At 70.2% G+C, this 17,281-nt stretch carries 14 protein-coding genes; 6 read left to right on the plus strand and 8 right to left on the minus strand.

Translation table 11 applies throughout. The annotated features are described in order from the left end of the window. Positions 1-250: 250 nt before the first annotated feature. The 5 genes from EAS64_RS05585 to EAS64_RS05605 all read left to right on the plus strand — a co-directional run bounded on the left by EAS64_RS05585 (position 251) and on the right by EAS64_RS05605 (position 5,081). The gene (locus tag EAS64_RS05585; protein WP_145851575.1) at positions 251-955 is read left to right on the plus strand and encodes a DUF5995 family protein; all 705 of its coding nucleotides are present in this window, start codon (positions 251-253) and stop codon (positions 953-955) included. A gap of 298 nt (positions 956-1,253) precedes the next feature. Then, positions 1,254-2,498, plus strand: coding sequence for a styrene monooxygenase/indole monooxygenase family protein (locus EAS64_RS05590; RefSeq protein WP_145851576.1), 1,245 nt, complete (start codon positions 1,254-1,256; stop codon positions 2,496-2,498). A gap of 126 nt (positions 2,499-2,624) precedes the next feature. Continuing rightward, positions 2,625-3,605, plus strand: a complete 981-nt coding sequence (locus tag EAS64_RS05595) for a Gfo/Idh/MocA family protein (RefSeq protein WP_145851577.1) — start codon at positions 2,625-2,627, stop codon at positions 3,603-3,605. A 214-nt stretch (positions 3,606-3,819) separates the two neighbouring features. Continuing rightward, positions 3,820-4,032 (plus strand): hypothetical protein, encoded by a 213-nt coding sequence (locus EAS64_RS05600; protein ID WP_145851578.1) that lies wholly within the window; start codon positions 3,820-3,822, stop codon positions 4,030-4,032. A 137-nt stretch (positions 4,033-4,169) separates the two neighbouring features. Further along, on the plus strand, positions 4,170-5,081 hold the full coding sequence (locus EAS64_RS05605) for a threonine/serine dehydratase (protein WP_145851579.1): 912 nt from the start codon (positions 4,170-4,172) through the stop codon (positions 5,079-5,081). A 9-nt stretch (positions 5,082-5,090) separates the two neighbouring features. Here EAS64_RS05605 and EAS64_RS05610 read toward each other — a convergent pair whose 3' ends face one another. The 7 genes from EAS64_RS05610 to EAS64_RS05640 all read right to left on the minus strand — a co-directional run bounded on the left by EAS64_RS05610 (position 5,091) and on the right by EAS64_RS05640 (position 14,443). Beyond that, positions 5,091-6,149, minus strand: a complete 1,059-nt coding sequence (locus EAS64_RS05610; protein WP_145851580.1) for an alpha/beta hydrolase — start codon at positions 6,147-6,149, stop codon at positions 5,091-5,093. An 82-nt stretch (positions 6,150-6,231) separates the two neighbouring features. Further along, entirely contained in the window at positions 6,232-6,477 is a 246-nt protein-coding gene (locus tag EAS64_RS05615; protein ID WP_222849022.1) for a hypothetical protein, read from the minus strand. 671 nt (positions 6,478-7,148) lie between these two features. Further along, complete coding sequence (locus EAS64_RS05620; RefSeq protein ID WP_145851582.1) at positions 7,149-8,342, minus strand: acyl-CoA dehydrogenase family protein; 1,194 nt, start codon at positions 8,340-8,342, stop codon at positions 7,149-7,151. Between the two features lie 116 nt (positions 8,343-8,458). Beyond that, on the minus strand, positions 8,459-10,444 hold the full coding sequence (locus EAS64_RS05625) for an oxidoreductase (protein ID WP_222849023.1): 1,986 nt from the start codon (positions 10,442-10,444) through the stop codon (positions 8,459-8,461). 147 nt (positions 10,445-10,591) lie between these two features. Further along, positions 10,592-12,085 carry an amino acid permease gene (locus tag EAS64_RS05630; RefSeq protein ID WP_145851584.1) on the minus strand — a complete coding sequence of 498 codons (1,494 nt, stop codon included), beginning with the start codon at positions 12,083-12,085 and terminating at the stop codon, positions 10,592-10,594. 56 nt (positions 12,086-12,141) lie between these two features. Continuing rightward, entirely contained in the window at positions 12,142-13,392 is a 1,251-nt protein-coding gene (locus tag EAS64_RS05635) for an aminotransferase class III-fold pyridoxal phosphate-dependent enzyme (protein ID WP_145851585.1), read from the minus strand. After that, complete coding sequence (locus tag EAS64_RS05640) at positions 13,385-14,443, minus strand: carbohydrate kinase family protein (protein ID WP_145851586.1); 1,059 nt, start codon at positions 14,441-14,443, stop codon at positions 13,385-13,387. Before EAS64_RS05640 ends, EAS64_RS05635 begins: the two co-directional genes overlap by 8 nt. A 103-nt stretch (positions 14,444-14,546) precedes the next feature. Between EAS64_RS05640 and EAS64_RS05645 the strand changes: the two genes are divergently transcribed. Beyond that, the gene (locus EAS64_RS05645) at positions 14,547-15,143 is read left to right on the plus strand and encodes a TetR/AcrR family transcriptional regulator (RefSeq protein ID WP_145851587.1); all 597 of its coding nucleotides are present in this window, start codon (positions 14,547-14,549) and stop codon (positions 15,141-15,143) included. A gap of 87 nt (positions 15,144-15,230) precedes the next feature. On the opposite strand, the gene EAS64_RS05650 is transcribed toward EAS64_RS05645, so the two are convergent. After that, positions 15,231-17,240 carry a hypothetical protein gene (locus tag EAS64_RS05650; protein ID WP_145851588.1) on the minus strand — a complete coding sequence of 670 codons (2,010 nt, stop codon included), beginning with the start codon at positions 17,238-17,240 and terminating at the stop codon, positions 15,231-15,233. Positions 17,241-17,281: the final 41 nt, after the last annotated feature.

Consider the following 17,281-nt stretch of genomic DNA (forward strand, 5'->3'; position numbering starts at 1 on the left):
GGGACCCGTTGCAGTCCGGGGTTTAGCCCACTAATTCCACATCCGAGGATGCCTGTAAGCGGGGATATTACATCAACTTCGAAGTTCCACAACGGAATCCGTCGTTTTGGCCAGCCTGTGTGCTGTGTTACCGCTGGTGCAGCCGTTGCGGATGCGTGCCAAGCAACAGGGTGTGAGCGCCCGGTTGCCGGCACGTTGCCGGCCAAGGTGCAGGTCGGTTGCAGGTCCTGGCCGGCCTATAGTGATCGCCATGTCACTCGCTTTGCCGGTGCCTGACACGCCGGCGGTCTCGGTCGCCGACGCGATCGCCCGGATGGAGGCGATCGGGGCGGCGCTTCCCGCGACGGACGGGATCGCCTGCTTCAACCGCATGTACCTGGACGTGACCAGGCAAGTGAGCGCCTCGCTTACGCAGGGGTTCTTCGCCGACGCCGGCTTCATGAGCCAGCTCGACGTCACCTTCGCGAACCTGTACTTCACCGCGGTGGACGCGCTGTCGGATCCGTCTTCGGTGCCGCTGGCGTGGCAGCCGCTCGTGGACCGGCGGTCAGCCGCCGGGATCGAGCCGATCCAGTTCGCGCTGGCCGGCATGAACGCGCACATCAACCACGACCTGCCGCTCGCGGTGGTCGCCACCTGCGCGGCGCTAGGCACCGCGCCGGACGCCGGCCCGCATTACGCCGACTACCAGAGGGTCGACACGCTGCTCGACGCGGCCGAGCAGTCCGTCAGGGAGTCGTTCGAGACCAGTTGTGAGCTCGCGGCGGACAGGCACCTGGCCGCGGTGGCCGACCTGATCGGCAATTGGACGATCAACAGCGCGCGGGACCTGGCCTGGAACAACTGCCTGCTGCTATGGGCGCTGCGCGACGATCCGCTGGCACGCGGGCTCTTCCTCGACTCGCTCGCCGCCGCCACCGCGGCGGCCAGCCGGCTGCTGCTCGTGGCCGTCTAGGTCCGATTCGGCTTCGCGGGCACGATGATCACGGAACTTCTGATCCTGGCGGAAATTCGCTACCCGAATCGGGTAGCGAATTTCCGTTGAAATACAAAGTTCCGTGATCAATGCCGCCATGGGGAGGTAGACGAGGCCGCCGGGGCGCGTGGGGCTGGTCAGACGTGGCGTGACCGCCTCGGGCACGAGGTCTTATTTGGCAATCTCCACGCGAAAGCAAGATCTCGATTTGCGCGGGCACGCGAGCGAATATTGAGGCGAAGGTCCTCGAATGGGCTCACACAGAGAGGCACCATCCATGGCTGGTGGTACACCGTCTTCAGGCATCGCCATCGTCGGATCAGGGGTCGCGGGACTGCACCTGGCCCTGCTGCTGCAGCAGCAGGCAATCCCCGTCACCCTTTACAGCGACCAGACGGCCGCGCAGCTTGCCAGCGGCAGGATGCTGAACACGGTCGCGCACCACAACACGACCGTGAAGCGCGAGGAAGCGCTCGGCGTCGACCACTGGGATCTGGCGGAGTACGGGTACTTCTGCCACCACCACTACATTGGCGGGCCGCAGCCGCTGTCCTTCCCCGGAGCGTTCGGCGCGCCGTCGAGGGCCATCGACTACCGGGTCTACCTGCCGCGACTTCTTGCCGACTTCCAGGAGCGCGGCGGTGACTTCCGTGCCGGGCACCTGGTCATCCCCGAAGAGATCGTGCGCCTGTCGGAGCAGTACGACCTCGTGGTCGTCGCCACCGGCAAGGGCGGCACGAGCGCGATGTTCCCTGTCATCCCCGGCAAGTCCCCCTACAGCCGGCCGATGCGGCGGCTGTCCGCCGGGCTGTACCACGGCATCGCCCCGTCGGAGCCCAAGGGCGTGACGATGAGCATCGCGCCGCCGCACGGCGAACTGCTTGAGATTCCCACGTTCTCCGCCAACGGGCACGTCACCGTGCTGCTGTTCGAGAACGTGCCGGGCGGCGACACCGAGATCCTCGCCGACGCCAAGTACGACGAGGACCCGGCGGCGTTCGAGCAGCTGGTGCTCGAGAAGGTCCGCACGCACCACCCGGAGGTCTTCGCGCGGATCGACACCGCCCGGTTCAGGCTGACTGGCCCTAACGACCTGCTCCAGGGCGCCGTGACCCCGGTGCTGCGCGAGGACTACGCCATCCTGCCGAACGGGAGGGTGGTGATGGCGCTCGGCGACGCGCACTCGGTCGTGGACCCGGTCGTGGGCCAGGGCGCGAACTCGGCCTCCTACTCAGCCTGGGAACTCGGCCAGGTGATCACCGAGGACCAGAACTTCGACGAACGGTTCGCGCAGAAGGTCGCCGCCCGCCGCGCCAACCGGGTGCGGGCCATCTCCGATTGGACAAACCTCATGATCGGGCTGCCGCCCGCGCCGCACCTGCTCCAGCTGCTCGGCGCGATGTCGCAGAACCCGGCCGTCGCGGACGAGTTCACCAACAACTTCAACCAGCCGGAACGCCAGTGGGACATCCTGGCGACGCCGGAGCGCACGGCCGCGTTCCTGGCGCGCCACGGAATGTAAGCGGCTGCCCTTCGCCGGGCGGTTTCGACCGGCCGCCCGGCGTCGCGCTTTCCGCGGGGAGTACTACGATCGCCAGGTGACGGACGACGGCAAGGTGTGTTCGATCATCATCGAGGGCGGGTCATTATGACGGCGTTGCGCTGGGGAATCATCAGCACCGGCGGCATCGCCCGCCAGTTCACCGCCGACCTGCTGCTCAACGGGCATACCGTGGCGGCGGTCGGGTCGCGCACCCAGGAGAGCGCCGACCGGTTCGCGGCGCACTTCGGCCTGCCGGCCGCGCACGCGAGCTACGAGGCGCTGGTCGCCGACCCCACGGTCGACATCGTCTACGTCGCCACCCCGCACCCCTGGCACTACCCGAACGCGGCGCTCGCGCTCAACGCGGGCAAGCACGTGCTGGTCGAGAAGCCGTTCACGCTGAACGCGGCGCAGGCGCAGGGGCTCGTGACGCTGGCCGCGGAGCGCGGACTGCTCGTGCTCGAGGCGATGTGGACGCGCTGGCTCCCGCACATGGTCCGGCTCAGGGAAATCCTGGCGGCGGGGACGATCGGGGAGATCCGTTCGATGAGCGCGGATCACACCCAGCTGCTGCCGAACGACCCCGCCCACCGGCTCAACGCCCTCGAACTCGGCGGCGGCGCGCTGCTCGACCTCGGCATCTATCCGATCTCGTTCGCCTCGCAGCTGTTCGGAACGCCGCAGTCGGTCCAGGCGGTCGCCACGTTCAAGGAGACCGGCGCCGACGCGCAGGTGGCGACCATGTTCCGCTACGCGGGCGGGCAGATCGCCACGACCTACTCGGCGAGCACCACGCGCGGCCCGAACGTCGCCGTGGTCCTTGGCACCGAGGGCCGCATCGAACTCGACAGTGTCTGGTACACCGCGACCGGGCTGCGGGTCTACGACGCGACTGGCGCGCTGACCGAGGAGTTCCGCCCGGCCGTCAACGGACGCGGCATGCACTTCCAGGCGGCCGAGGCGGAGCGCCTGGTCGGCGAGGGCCGGATCGCCGGCGACATCCTGCCGCCGGAGGAGACCGTGGCGATCATGGCCACTCTCGACGAGATCCGCCAGCAGATCGGCCTGCGCTACCCGGACGAGTGAACGCGTCGGTCCCTAGGCAGGCCTAACCGCGATGATCACCGTGACCGACGGCAGGAGTTGCTATTCTCCGGATTGTCACTTTTAGCATCTATTGAGTAGCATTTAGTTACCGCGCGCCGGGATGCTCACCCAGTCGCGGGTGCAGTGGCAGGTCGTTGCCGTTCAGGCAAAGAAGGGCTTGCGAGATGGCTAGGCGGTCACGTCAGGCAGCTCCTTGACAGGTGAACTCGCACAGCATGACAGGTCGGATCAGATCGTTCTCCACGTCACACGCGCAGAGTTGCTGCTTCTGGCGGGAAGCGTCAATGAGGCCATCGAAGCCGTCGAGGACTGGGAGTTCTCGACCAGGCTCGGCGTCGACAAGGCTGATGCAAGGGCACTGCGCTCCGAGCTCTCCAGCCTGATCGCGCGGCTGCCACCAGAATGAGCTGGAATCGGAGGGGCTGAGACAGTGACCCGTCCGGCATCTGGGAGATAGTGGATCGTTGAGAGGATCAGGACCCTCGTAACGATCCACTATGACCGGCGGGCGGAAACGGTGATGGTGACGGAGGGCGGTGGCTGGTGATTTCCCTGGACGAGATTCAGCGGGCGTATGAGACGATCCGGCCTTATGTGCGTCGCACGCCGGTTGTGGAGGTGGACCTGGCCGGGCCGGTGACGCTCAAGCTTGAGCAGTTGCAGTGCGCTGGCTCGTTCAAGGCACGCGGTGCGTTCACTAACCTGCTGCTGCGGGAGGTGCCTGCGGTCGGGGTGGCGGCCGCGTCCGGTGGCAACCACGGGGTGGCCGTCGCGTATGCGGCGCACCGGCTTGGCATTCCGGCCAGGATCTTCGTGCCCACGGTCTCCGCTCCCGCCAAGATCGAGCGCATCAGGCAGCTGGCGGACCTGGTGATCGCGGGCGATCGCTACGCCGACGCGCTCGCGGCGGCTGAGCAGTGGATCGGTTCGTCGGGTGCGATGAGCGTGCACGCCTACGACCAGCGGGAAACCATACTCGGGCAGGCCACGCTTGCCCTCGAGCTTGCCGAGCAGGCCGGGCCGCTCGACACGGTGCTCGTTCCGGTGGGCGGCGGCGGTCTCATCGCCGGGATCGCCTCGTATTTCACGGGCACCGTCAAGGTCATCGGGGTGGAGCCGGACGGCGCGCCGACGCTCGCCTACGCCCGGGCGGCAGGCGCGCCCGTCGACGCGCCCGCCGGCAGCATCGCGGTGGACGCCCTCGCGCCGCGCCAGGTCGGCCAGCTGGTCTTCCCGATCACCCAGGCCTATGTTGAGGACGTGGTGCTCGTCGACGATGACGCCATCCGCGGGGCGCAGCGCACGCTGTGGCAGTCGGCGCGCATCGCCGCCGAGCCTGCCGCCTCGGTCGGCGTCGCGGCGCTGCTCTCCGGCGCGTACAAGCCGGCGCCCGGTGAGCGCGTCGCCGTCGTCATCAGCGGCGCCAACATGAGCCCGGCCCAGCTGGGCGACTGAAGCTCCCGGCTACGCCTGCGCGAGGTGCGGTTCAAGGGCGGCGAGGAACTGGGCCTGCTGGTCGAGGTGCGGTCCGTGGCCTGAGTCCGCGAAGACCACCTCGCGGTACCGGCCGCCGGCGGCGGCGTAGCCGTCGAGCAGGCCGCGGGTCTGCGCCACCATGGGCTGCGGCGGCCAGGCATCGGGGCCCGGCCAGCCTGGGACGGCCCCGAGCGAGCCGAGGTACCCGAAGTCGTACAGCGAGGTGTCCGACACGATCACGTCGTCGGCGCCGCGCACCCACAGCACCGGCGGCTTGGGGTCGAGCGCGTCAAGGCCTTCGATGCGGAAATGGGTGGGCGCCATCGTGTTCAGCACACCGCGGTCGCCCGGTGCGAAGCCCGGCCAGCCCGGCGCCTGCCGGGAGGTGCCCGGGTAATGGTCGTCACCAGTCCTGGTGGACAGCATCGACTCCACAAAGATGTCGAGCTCATCCGGAACGAATGGCGGCTTCACGTAGTGCGCGAGCAGCACCTGCCGCGGCGAGGTGGGGCTGTCCGCGCCCCGGTCGCCTGCGGCGAGGCGCGCCACGAAGTCGGGGTTGACCCCGCCGGCGCCGGAACCCGCGCCGTCCGGGTCACAGAGCGTGCCGTCCACCCCGTAGGTGCCGCCGAAGCCGAACGGTGAGACCGGGGCGACCAGGGTCACCGAGGCGGCCGCGTGCTCGGCGGGCCGCTCGGTCAGGTACTGCAGGACAACGCCGCCGCCCATGCTCCAGCCGACGAGGTGCACCGAGTTCAGCTCAAGCGCCTCGATGAGGGCGGCGAGGTCGTCGGCGTAGTCGCCGAGGCCACGGGTCGCGTCCACCGCTTCCGGGTCGGTGTCGCCGAAGCCGCGCAGGTCCACCGCGAGCGGCCGGTAACGCTCCGGCAGGGCGAGCATGAGGGGCTGCCAAAACAGCGATGAAGATACGTTGCCGTGCACGAAAAGCACGGGCCGCCCGGTACGCCCGGCCACGGAAAGCACGGCCGTGGTCAGCCGGCGCGTGGGCACCCGCTCCATGGTGATTCCGGGAAGCAAAGTCTGCATGGTGCCCTCCGCCCTATCGCGACAGGGAGCCTAGCGGAATCGGGACGCGACCTCTAGCCGCGTCGCCCGGCGTGCGAGATCTTCAGGCGCTTGCGCGGGCCCGGCCGACTCTGCCTGCGCTGTCGGCCGGGGTGGCGGCGACCTCGTGCACGTCGTCAGCCCGGTTCAGCGAGCAGCGGTCTTCGGCGTGCTCGACGATGATCATGGTCCCGCCCGGTCCGGCGAAAACCGACCATGTGATGCCCGGCACATCGGCGTGCGCCCGGGTCCATCGAGACATGTCCTGTTTAGTGGTTATATGTGAGATCTCGGTGATCCCGGTGATCACAGGTATCTCTCCTTTCGCGCACCATGAGCCCGTCACGGCACGCGGCAGCCAGCCACCTCCGCCGGAGGCGACCTCACGATGGGTTTCGGCGCTGGACCGCAGCCGGCCGCTCGTGACCTGGGGGTTCGAGTGGTCTAGACCGCTTTTCGCGCCTCTCATTAATATCAGGTGCCTGAGAGGCATGCGAACCCTGGTGGGGCATAAGTGCCGTGATGGGCGACACGTACGGGTGGGTCGCAACCGAACTGCCACCGCCAGCGGACCGCCCTTCGTGGAGGTGCGCGTGTGCGTTGGGCGGCCGGCGCCCCGGCGGAGTGCCGCGGGACGCCGGGGCGCCAGAATTCTGGCGAACCCGGCAATTCCCGCATACGGGGCCGTTGATCACGGAAAATCCGATCCTGGCGGAACTTCTCTACCCGATTCAGGTAGAGAAGTTCCGTTGAAATCCGAAGTTCCGTGATCATTGCCGGCGCGGCGAGGCCGCCAGGACCAGAGAGACCGGCGGCGTTTGACGGGACCGGTGAGGAGCGCTGGACGTGACCAGCGAGGTCGGCGATGCTCCCGGGATCGGGGTGACCAGCGGGGCGGGCGAGGACAGCGGGCGCGCGGACACGGTCCGAGATAGGGCCTAACGCGCCCACTTATTGACCCGGTTGACCGTGCTGCCGGAGCTATTGGGGCTTCAGGCGGCGCTTTTCGTTGCGGATGAGGCCGCCGCCGATGATGAGGCGCTGGATTTCGCTGGTGCCCTCGTAGAGGCGGAGCAGGCGGACGTCGCGGTAGATCCGCTCGACGGGGACCTCGCGCATGTAGCCGGTGCCGCCGTGGACCTGGATGGCCTTGTCGGCGACCTGGCCGGCCATCTCGGTGCAGAACAGCTTGGCGACCGACGGACTGATCCGCTGATCCTCACCCGTCTGGTACTTGCGCGCGCACTCGCGCACCAGGGCCTCGCCGGCCAGCACGCCGGTCTGCATGTCGGCCAGGTGCGCCTGCACCAGCTGGAAGTCGCCGATCGGGGTGCCGCCCTGGGTGGCTGTGGCGGCGTAGGCCACCGACTCGTCAAGGGCGCGGCGCGCGGCGCCGACGGCGACCGCGGCGATGTGCACCCGGCCGCGGGCCAGCGACGACATCGCGGCCTGGTAGCCGACCTGTTCCGAGCCGCCGACCAGCGCGTCCGCGCCGACCCGGACGCTGTCCAGCGTGACGTCCGCGGTCCATGAGCCTTCCTGGCCCATCTTGCGGTCGTGCGGCCCGACGTGCAGGCCGGGCAGCCCGGCCGGGACGAGGAACACCGCGATGCCCGGGTCGCTGCCGGCTGCCTCGCGGGTGCGGGCGAAGACGATGAACAGCCCGGCGGTCGGCGCGTTGGTGATGAACCGCTTGGAGCCGCTGATCACCCAGTCGTCGCCGTCGCGGACCGCGCGGGTGCGCAGCCCCGCCGGGTTCGACCCGGCCCCCGGCTCGGTGAGGGCGAAGCTGGCGACGACCTCGCCGGAGGCGATCCGCTCCAGCCATGCCGCCTGCTGCGCCGCGGTGCCGTAGCCGACGAGCACCTGCCCGGCGATGCCGTTGTTGGTGCCGAACATCGAGCGCAGCGCCAGGCTGGTGTAGCCGAGCTCCATGGCGAGCTCGACGTCCTGCATCAGGTCCAGGCCAAGCCCGCCGTGGTCCTGCGGGATCGCGAAACCGAACAGGCCGAGTTCGGCCGCGGCCGCCCGCAGGTCGGCGGGGATGGCGTCGGCTTCCATGATCTCGTTCTCCCGCGGGATCACCCGGGTCCTGACGAACTCGCGGGTGGCGGCGAGAATCTCGGCGAAGTCTTCCTGCGAGACCTGGGAAGTGGCGGGTGCGGTGGAAGTCATGGCTGCTCCTGTGCGTCGGCCCCGACGATAACGCACGGCGGCGACCGTGCCCAGCATCACTGCCGCGGCGATCGGCGCCGGCAGGTCTCGGGCTAGGCGCCCAGGCGCCGCGGAGGTCAGATGCCGGACGCGGCGACGAGGCCCTCGAGCACCGCCTCCTCGACGGTGCGCGGCGCCAGGCAGTCGCCGATGCCGAGCGCGGGAACTCCTGCCGAGTCGAGCGTGTCAAGCAGCTCGTTCGCCGGCGACGAGCCGCAGGCGAGCACCAGGCCCGCGACTCCTGCGACCAGGACGGGCTCATCGGTCAGCACGTGCTGCAGGTAGACCGTGTCGTCGTCGGCGCCGAACGGGCGCACCAGGGGCAGCACGGTGATCCGCTGCCTGGAGATGGCGGCGAGCAGGCGGTCGCGGACATACTGTTGCAGGCTTTCGCCCGCCGCGTAGCCGCGCACTGCGAGGATCACCTCGTGCCCGGCGGCGGCGAGCAGCCGCGCGGTGCCCAGGCCCACCCAGTCGCCGCGGAAATCGGCCACCACGATCTTCCCCGGCGGAGCGGACTCCGGCCGGCGGATAACGTCCCAGGCGTCGGCGATCCACGGGCTGTCCATGATCTCCAGCGGCGGCCGGTAGGGCCGCGCCCCGGTGGCGACGACCACCAGATCCGGTGACTGCGCCTGGACGGCGGGCAGGTCCACGGTGGTGCGCAGCCGGATGGCCACGCCGGCCCGCGCGACCTCGCGGGACAGGTTGGTGATCGCGCCGCCGAACTCCTCGCGGCCGGGCAGCCGCTCGGCGACCAGCACCTGCCCGCCGACCCGGCCCGCCGCCTCGTACAGGGTGACGTCGTGGCCGCGCTCGGCGGCGACGGCGGCGGCCTTCAGTCCGGCCGGGCCGCCGCCGACGATCATGACGTTCTTGGGCCGGTCCGCGCGCCGCCTGATGCCGTAAAGCCGCTCGCGGCCGGTCTCCGGGTGCTGGATGCAGGAGATCGGGAACCCGAGGTGGAAATGCCCGATGCAGGCCTGGTTGCAGCCGATGCAGGCGCGGATGTCGTCGGTCTGCCCGGCTGCCGCGAGGGCGGGCATCTCCGGGTCGCAGATCATCGCCCTGGTCATCACGCAGGCGTCGGCCTGGCCGTCGGCGATGATGTGCTCCGCCTCCTGCGGCTGGTTGATCCGTCCGGCGACGAGCACCGGCACGCGGACCGCCGCGCGCAGCTTCCCGGCCAGCGGCGCAAGGTAGCCGCTGGCGTTGCTCATGTCCGGCGCGATGTGGTCGGAGCCGGCCAGCGAGGCGGAGGTCCCGGTGGTGACGCTCAGGTAGTCGGCAAGTCCCTCGCCGGCTAGCGAAACGCTCGCCGCGAACGCGATGTCGGCGGGCAGGCCCGACGGGTCACGCTCGTCGAGGGAGATGCGCAGGCCGACGGGGAAATCGGGCCCGCAGTGCCGCCTGACCGACTCGAAGGCCTCACGCAGGAAGCGGAGCCGGTTCTCCGCGCTGCCGCCGTAGGCGTCGGTGCGCAGGTTGGCCGCCGGGTTGAGGAACTGCGACGGCAGGTAGCCGTGGCTGGCGACGATCTCCACGCCATCAAGGCCTGCCCGGCGCAGCCGGGCGGCGGCCTGGCCGTACCCGTCGATGATCTCGCGGATCTCGGCGAGCCGCAGCGGCCGCGGCATGACGCGGAACCGCTCGGTCGGCACCGCCGACGGCGCGACCGCCACGGTCAGCGTGCCGTCATCCAGGTCCATGACCTCCCGGCCTGGGTGGAAGAGCTGGCCGAACAGCAGGGTGCCGTGCGGCGCGACCGCCTCGGCAAGCGCGCGGTAGCCGGGCACGCAGGAGTCGTCGGTCGCCATCAGCACGTGGCTGGTGTACCTGGCCGTCTCGTGGATGCCCGCGACCTGGACCACGATCAGGCCCGCTCCGCCCCGGGCGCGGGCCTCGTGGTAGGCGATCAGCCGGTCGGTGATCTGCCCGTGCTCCGCCATGACGGTGTCGTGGCCGGAGGAGACGATGCGGTTCCGCAAGGTCACCGAGCCGATGGCGAGCGGGCTGAACAGGCGGGGAAACATCACGAGCCGCTCCGGACGGTCACTGGTCAACGCTGACCGGGACATAGTAGGCGCGCAACGGCCCTGCTTGCCCGGGGACGCCCCCCAAGCCCCCCGGCGAGTGCCCTGTGCACAGCGGTGAGCCCCGACGGCCGCCTCACTCCATCGGCCGTCGGGGCTCAGTCCGCCGACAGCGGGTTACTGATTGCCGGCCAGGTCGTCGACCGGCTTCACCCCCGCGGTCCCGTTCCTGAGCCGCCGCAGCAGGCCGCCGAAGTACCAGAGCGCGGCCAGAATCAGGGCGTAGCCGAGCATCTTGTCCGAGCCGTGGAACGGCGAGGGGAACGACAGCGCCACCATGATCACCACGGTGTAGACGAGCACGAAGCCGATGACTGGCCACGCCCAGCGGCCGAGGGAGAACGCGCCTGGCAGGCTCTCCGTGGTGCGCCGCTTGACCGCGTAGGCCAGGGTGATCAGGAAGTAGATGATGTAGGGGATGATCGCGGTCGCGCCGACGAGCGTGCCGAACGAGCTTGGCTGGTTGTACCCGTAGATCATCACGCCGAGGTCGATCACGCCGAAGACCACCAGCGCCACCACCGGCGTCTGGCTGCGCTTGTTGACCTTACGCAGCGCGCCGGAGAACGGCAGCATGTTGTCCCGCGACAGCGAGAAGACCAGCCTGGCCTGCGCGCCGCTGCCCACGACCAGGATCGAGAACATCGAGAAGACCACGAACGCCACGAAGACCTTAACCAGGCCGGACGGCAGCCAGTAGCCCGCGATCGCGAGCAGCGGCAGCGGCGCCTCCTCGACGGTCTTCAGGTCGGGGATGGCGAGCGTGAAGCCGATCAGCGCGACCATGCCGAGCACGACGGAGCCGAGCACTGCCCACAGCACGCCGCGCGGCACGCTGCGGCGAGGGTCCACCGCGTCCTCCGACATGTCGGCGGCGAGTTCGAACCCGACCAGGGTGAAGGCGCCGAGCAGCCCGGCCAGGGTGAAGGCGTACCACGTCGGGTTGTGGAAGACGGAGGTCGTGTTGGTGAGAATGCTCGCGCCGTACGGCGCGGGCTTCGACTTGACGCCCCACAGCACGAGGAGCAGCACGCCGAACACCACGGTCCCGATGATCTCGGTGAACACCGCGATGTTGTTGACCCGGGCAGCCACCTGGATGCTGATGAGGTTGATCACCACCGGCAGCAGCATCAGGATGATCGCCACCGCGAGCACCAGGTGCGAGCTCGGGTTGTCCACGTTGAACTCGCTGAGCAGCAGCGGCGCCGCCACCTGCAGCATGATCGCGCCGCCGCCGACCGCCATGTAGAGCAGTCCGGCGAAGCCGACGAACCAGCCGTAGCTGGGGTTCACCAGCCGGGCGCTCCACTGGTAGGCGTAGCCGGCCAGCGGGATGCGGGTGCCGAGCTCGGCGACGACCAGGGCGATCGCCAGGTTGCCGACGCCGACGATCGGCCACGTCCAGATGGAGGCGGGCCCCCAGTACGCCAGGCCGAACCCGTAATTCAGGAAGATTCCCGTGGTGATCGAGATGACCGAGAAGGCGATCGCGAACATCGAGAAGAAGCGGAGCGACCGCCGCAGTTCCGGTTTGTAGCCGGCCCGCTCGAGTAGCGACTCGGGCGAGTCCGCCGCCGGCTGTACGCCGGCCGCTGCTCTGTTGGACATGGTGACCTACTTTCTGACTGGCTATCTCACTCGTACTGCTGCTCTTCCTGTTTCCTTCAGTTGCCGATCTGCTTGCGGACCGCGGCGAACGCCCGGTCCGTCGCCTCAAGCGCCCGGGCGATGTCGTCGCCGGTCATCGCGGCGGAGACGAACCAGTTGTGCCGCGGGTGCAGGTAGACGCCGCCGCGCAGGGCGTGCTCCGCGAACACGTCGCCGAGCCGGTGGTCCTCGTCGCCCGCGAAGGAGAGGTAGGGCATCACGTCCGGGCCGGTGTAGCTGATCGGGAGATCCCACGAGTGCGCCTGCGCCAGGATCCCGTCGCGCAGCTCGGCACCCGACCGCTCCATCGCCTCGACCGCCCGCTCCTCGGCAAGCGCCGTGATGGTGGCGATCGCCGCCGCCATCGAGACCGCGGAGAACCAGAACGAGCCCGTGACGAATAGCTGGCGGGCACCGTCGCGGAACGCGTCGTTGCCGAGCACCGCGGCGAGCGCGTGCCCGTTCGCGATCGCCTTGCTCCAGGCCGACAGGTCGGGCGCCACGCCCACGGGCTCCCAGCTCGAGCCCAGGTGGAGCCGGAACCCGCAGCGCACGTCGTCGAGGATGAGCGCGGCCCCGGTCTCGTCGCACAGCGCGCGCAGACCGCGGGCGAACCCGGGGTCGACGAGTTCCTGGTCGTACCCGGCGTCGTGCTTGAACGGGCTGACCAGGATGCCTGCCAGGTCGTCGCCCGCCGCGGCGGCGGCCTGCCGGACGCTTTCCATGTCGTTGTAGGTGTAGTAGCCGAGGTTCTCGCGGTCCTGCGGCGTGACGCCGGCCGGCCGGGGCGTGCACCAGGGCGCCGCGCCGTGATACGCACCGGTCGCCACCAGGATCTTGCGCCGCCCGGTCCGCGCCCGGGCGATCGTGCAGCACATGGTGGTGGCGTCGGTGCCGTTCTTGGCGAACATCGCCCAGTCCGCGTGCCGTACGGTCCGCACCAGCAGCTCCGCGAGGTCCACCATGACCGGGCCGGGCGCGTTCTGGCAGTCGCCGAGCGCCGCCTGCGCCGCCGCCGCCTCTTCCACCCGCGGGTGCTGGTGGCCGAGCACGACGGGCCCGTAGCTGCACATCAGGTCGATGTACTCGTTGCCGTCCACATCCCAGATCCGCGCGCCGCGGCCGCCGCGCATGAACTGCGGGTAGGCGCCGGGCAGCAGCGCGGTCGACTGGTGCCCGTACATCCCGCCGGGGATGACGGCCCGCGCGCGCTCCCGCAGCCGCTTGTCGGCGGTGTGCTCTGCCGTCACGCGGGGCTGCTCAGTCATGGACCTGCTCCTCTACTTCGTGGTGAGTTGACCGCCGCGCGATCGCGGCGGCGGCGATCCGGCCAGCCACGGCCGGCTGCTCGCGGGACAGGAAGGCGAGCGCCTGGCCGAGGCTGTCGATGCCGGCGTCGGAACCGAGGCCGGTGGCGACGAGCGCCCCGCAGGCGATGCCGAGCCACGCGGCGTCGACCGGGGCCACGCCGAGCAGCAGCCCGGCGAGCATGCCCGCGGTGAAGCCGTCGCCGCAGCCAGTGGTGTCCACCACGTCGACCTTGATGGCGGGCAGCGCCACCGGGGCGCCGCCGCCGCGCCAGGCGACCAGGCAGCCGTCCGCGCCGCAGGTGACGGCCACGCCGCCGGCGCCGAGCGCCAGCATGTCCTCGATGGCCGCCGTCAGGTCGTCGCGGCCGGTGAGCGCGAGAAGCTGGTCGCCGTTCGGCAGGAACCAGTCGGCCGCGGCGAGGACATCGCAGATCCGCTCCAGGTCGCGCGGGCTGCCTGGATGCAGCACGTCGACGGCGACAAGCACCCCCCCGTCCCGCGCCGCCGCGATCACCTGAGGCAGCCCGTCGCGGGCGAAGCCGCCGAGCGCGTCAGGCCCGCCGACGAGCAGCGCCCGGCTGCCGCGCACCCGCCACAGGTCCACGTCGGCCAGTTCGAGCAGCGACGTCGCGCCGGGCACGTGCAGCGTGGGGCGCTCGCCGTTGGGCCTGATCGGCAGGATGGTGGCCGATGTCTGCGCCGCGCTCTTGCGGCTTAGCCCGCCGGTGTCCACGCCGTGCCTGGTCATCGCGGCGACGACCACGTCGCCTATCAGGTCGTCGCCGATCGCGCCGATCGCGTGCACCTCGGCGCCCAGCTTGGCCAGGTCCACGCCCGTGCCTGCCGCCGTGCCCGCGGCGGTGGCCTTGATCTCGGTGAGCCGGGCGCCGCCCTGGCCGGGCGGTATCACCTCGACCGGCCTGCCCAGCACGTCGAGAATGTGCGCACCGAGCACCGTGACCTGGCCAAGCAGCCCGGTCACCCGGGTGCTGCGCGGTTCGCTTGTCATCGGCGGTTCCTCGGGGTCCGTGCGGTACGTTGAGGGGATATTAGACGGACGTCCGATAAAAAAACAGAGTTAGGCCAGAACCGGTAGTGGGAGTCTGTGGGCCATGCCAAAGATCGTCAACTGGGATGAGCGGCGCGACGAGATCCTGTCCGCCACCTGGCGGGTGATCGCGCGCGACGGCATCGCGAAGGCGACCGTCCGGGCCATCGCCCGGGAGGCGCACTGCTCGCCAGGCATCCTCGCACACTATTTCGACGACAAGGCCGACATCCTCGGCTCGGCGCTCGTGCTGTCACACCGCCGGGTCGCGGCCCGGATGGAGACCAGCGCGGCCGGCCTGACCGGGCTAGCGGCGCTGCGCGTGATCATGCTCGAGGCGCTGCCGCTCGACGACGAGCGTGACCTCGAGGCGCGGATCGAGATCAGCTTCTGGGGGCGGGCCCTCGGCAACCCAGAGATGCGCACGGTGCAGAACGCCGAGTTCGACCGGTTCGCCCGCCGGCTGCGCGCGCACCTCGCCCATGCGGGCGAGCAGGGCGAGCTCCGCGACGGCCTGGACATCGACCTGGCGGCCCACCAGCTGCTCGTGCTGATCGACGGGCTCAGCGCGCAGCGCGTGCTGTACGCCGACCGTGTCACCGCGGAAAGGCAGCGGGAGATGCTGGACAGGCTGCTCGACAGCTTCCGCCCGGCCGGGTGACGACGTTGGCGTGGGCGTGATAACCGAACCCGTTCGGGATAGAGATCTGGAATATCCCGAACGGGTTCGTGGTGACTCCGGTATCCCCTATTTCTCCACCATGAGGTACAGCCAGCCGCTGTCGCCGCTCGCATTGGTCTTGCTGCCGCTGACGTAATCGGCGCGGACCCGGTACGGGACGCCGAGCCGCGCCATGCCGAGTGCGAGGCGGACCGTCGCCTTGCTCGTGGCGCTGAGCTTCGTGCAGGCGGTCGTGGTGCTGGCGTGCCAGGCGCCGTTGGCGAACACCTGCAGCTCCGCCTTGACGCACTCGCCAGGGTGGCCGGGCGTCACCGTCGCGGCGACGGTGACCTTGCCGGTGTGGTGGTAGAGCCGGTAGGTGGTGCCGCCGGACTTCTTGGTGCCGTACTGCCCGCTCAGCGTCTCGGTGACCTGCGCGCGGACCGACGCGGCGGCGGCGGCGCTGACCGCGACGTCATCCGCGTCGCCGGCGAACTTGGCGAGGAAGGTGCTGCTCCGCAGTGCGGTCCAGGCGACGGACAGCTGGCCCTTGCCGTTGACCTTGCCGCTCGCGAGGACCCTGCTCTTCCCGCCGTTGACCTGCGCGTAGATCGTCACTGCTCGGTTGCCGTGGGTGGCGCCGAGGGTGGCGGTCAGGTGCACCACGCTGTTGTAGCCGACCGTGGAACTGGCCGGGGTGAGCGTCAGCGCGGGGGTGTCCTTGACGACCGTGGCCTTCGCGGCGACCGACGTGGCGCCGCTCGTCGCCGTGTAGGTGTAGCTGCCCACAGCCGTGGGCGTGTCGGTGGCCGTGAAGGCGCCGGCGCTCGACGGCGTGACGGTCTTGACGGTCACCGTGCCGCCCGGACCGGTCCTCTTGATGCTGACCGGGGCCGTGTCCGCCGCTCCGCCGGGGAGCAGCGAGAAGCCGGTGAGCTTTACCGGCTTGCCGAAGGCGGTCTTGGCGGTGGCGGAGAACTTCACCGTCGGCCGCAGCAGCTCCGCCTTGCTGAAGATCTGCACCGTGTAGGTCTTCGCCGTGACCGACTGGGACACGGCGGCGAGGCTCGGCCCGCCCGCGGTGTCCACCCACTCAAGGCCGTAGGCCTCGTCCGTCTTGTTGCCCGTGGTGACCGCGAAGGTGTTGAGCAGGGTCCCGTTCGCCTTGTAGACGTAGATGCTGGTCCGGTTGGCGACCGCCACGGACCCGTCGGCGTCCACCGCGACCGCGATGGCCTGCGAGGTGCCGGCGCCATTGGCGTTGTAGGCGGCTACCCCGGTGGCGAGGTCCGCGGTGCCGTACTCCTGCACGCTGCCGGGCCCGTCGCAGCCGGCCGCGAACCGCTGGCCGCCGGGCACGACCGCGACCTCGCCGAGGTAGGTGCACGCGTTCCCGCCAGAGCCGAGTGCGCCCTGCGCGGCGATCGGCGTGGCCGGGTCGGTTCCGGTGTTGTAGCTGGCGGCCTCGGACGGGGAATCATACGAGACCGCGACGAGCACGCCGGTGTCCTGCGGGTCGGCGGCGAGGTCCACCGACTTATCCCAGGTGCCGGGCGCCGCGGCGGGCTCGAACGTGCCGTTGTCCGCCAGGTTGATGGCGCCGATCGCCACGGTAGTGACGGCGGCCACCGTCGAACTGTAGGCGACCCACACCTTGCCGCTCTGCGCTGCCAGGGATCCCGGCTGGTCGCCCGCCGCAAGCGGGTAGAAGGTCTGCTTCACCGGCCCGCTGGCGATCGACGACACCGTGATGGCCGCGACGGAGCCCGCATTGGCTCCCGAGTTGACCGAGGCGTACAGGGTGGCGCCGTCCGGGGAGAGCGCGAGCGCGCCGATCCCGTCCGCGGCGTCGACGGTCGTGAGCTGCTGCCCGGCGACATTGCAGACGATGATCCCGCCTTCGGCCGCGATGAACACGTAGCCGTTGCCGCCGAGCGTGTCGGGCAGCGTCTGGTTCAGGTAGGTCACGCTGGCGGGCAGTGAGATGACGGCGTCGGCCCTGGCGCTCGTGCCGCTCCCCGCCAGCAGCACGCCACCGGTGGCCAGCAGCAACGCGCCCGCGATCCCCGCCGACCTGAACTTCCAGTTTCGTCGCACAGCTCGCTCCCGCCCGCTCAGAAGACCAACACGGGAACGGT

The organism is Trebonia kvetii, assembly GCF_007827045.1.
Classification (GTDB): Bacteria; Actinomycetota; Actinomycetes; order Streptosporangiales; family Streptosporangiaceae; genus Trebonia; species Trebonia kvetii.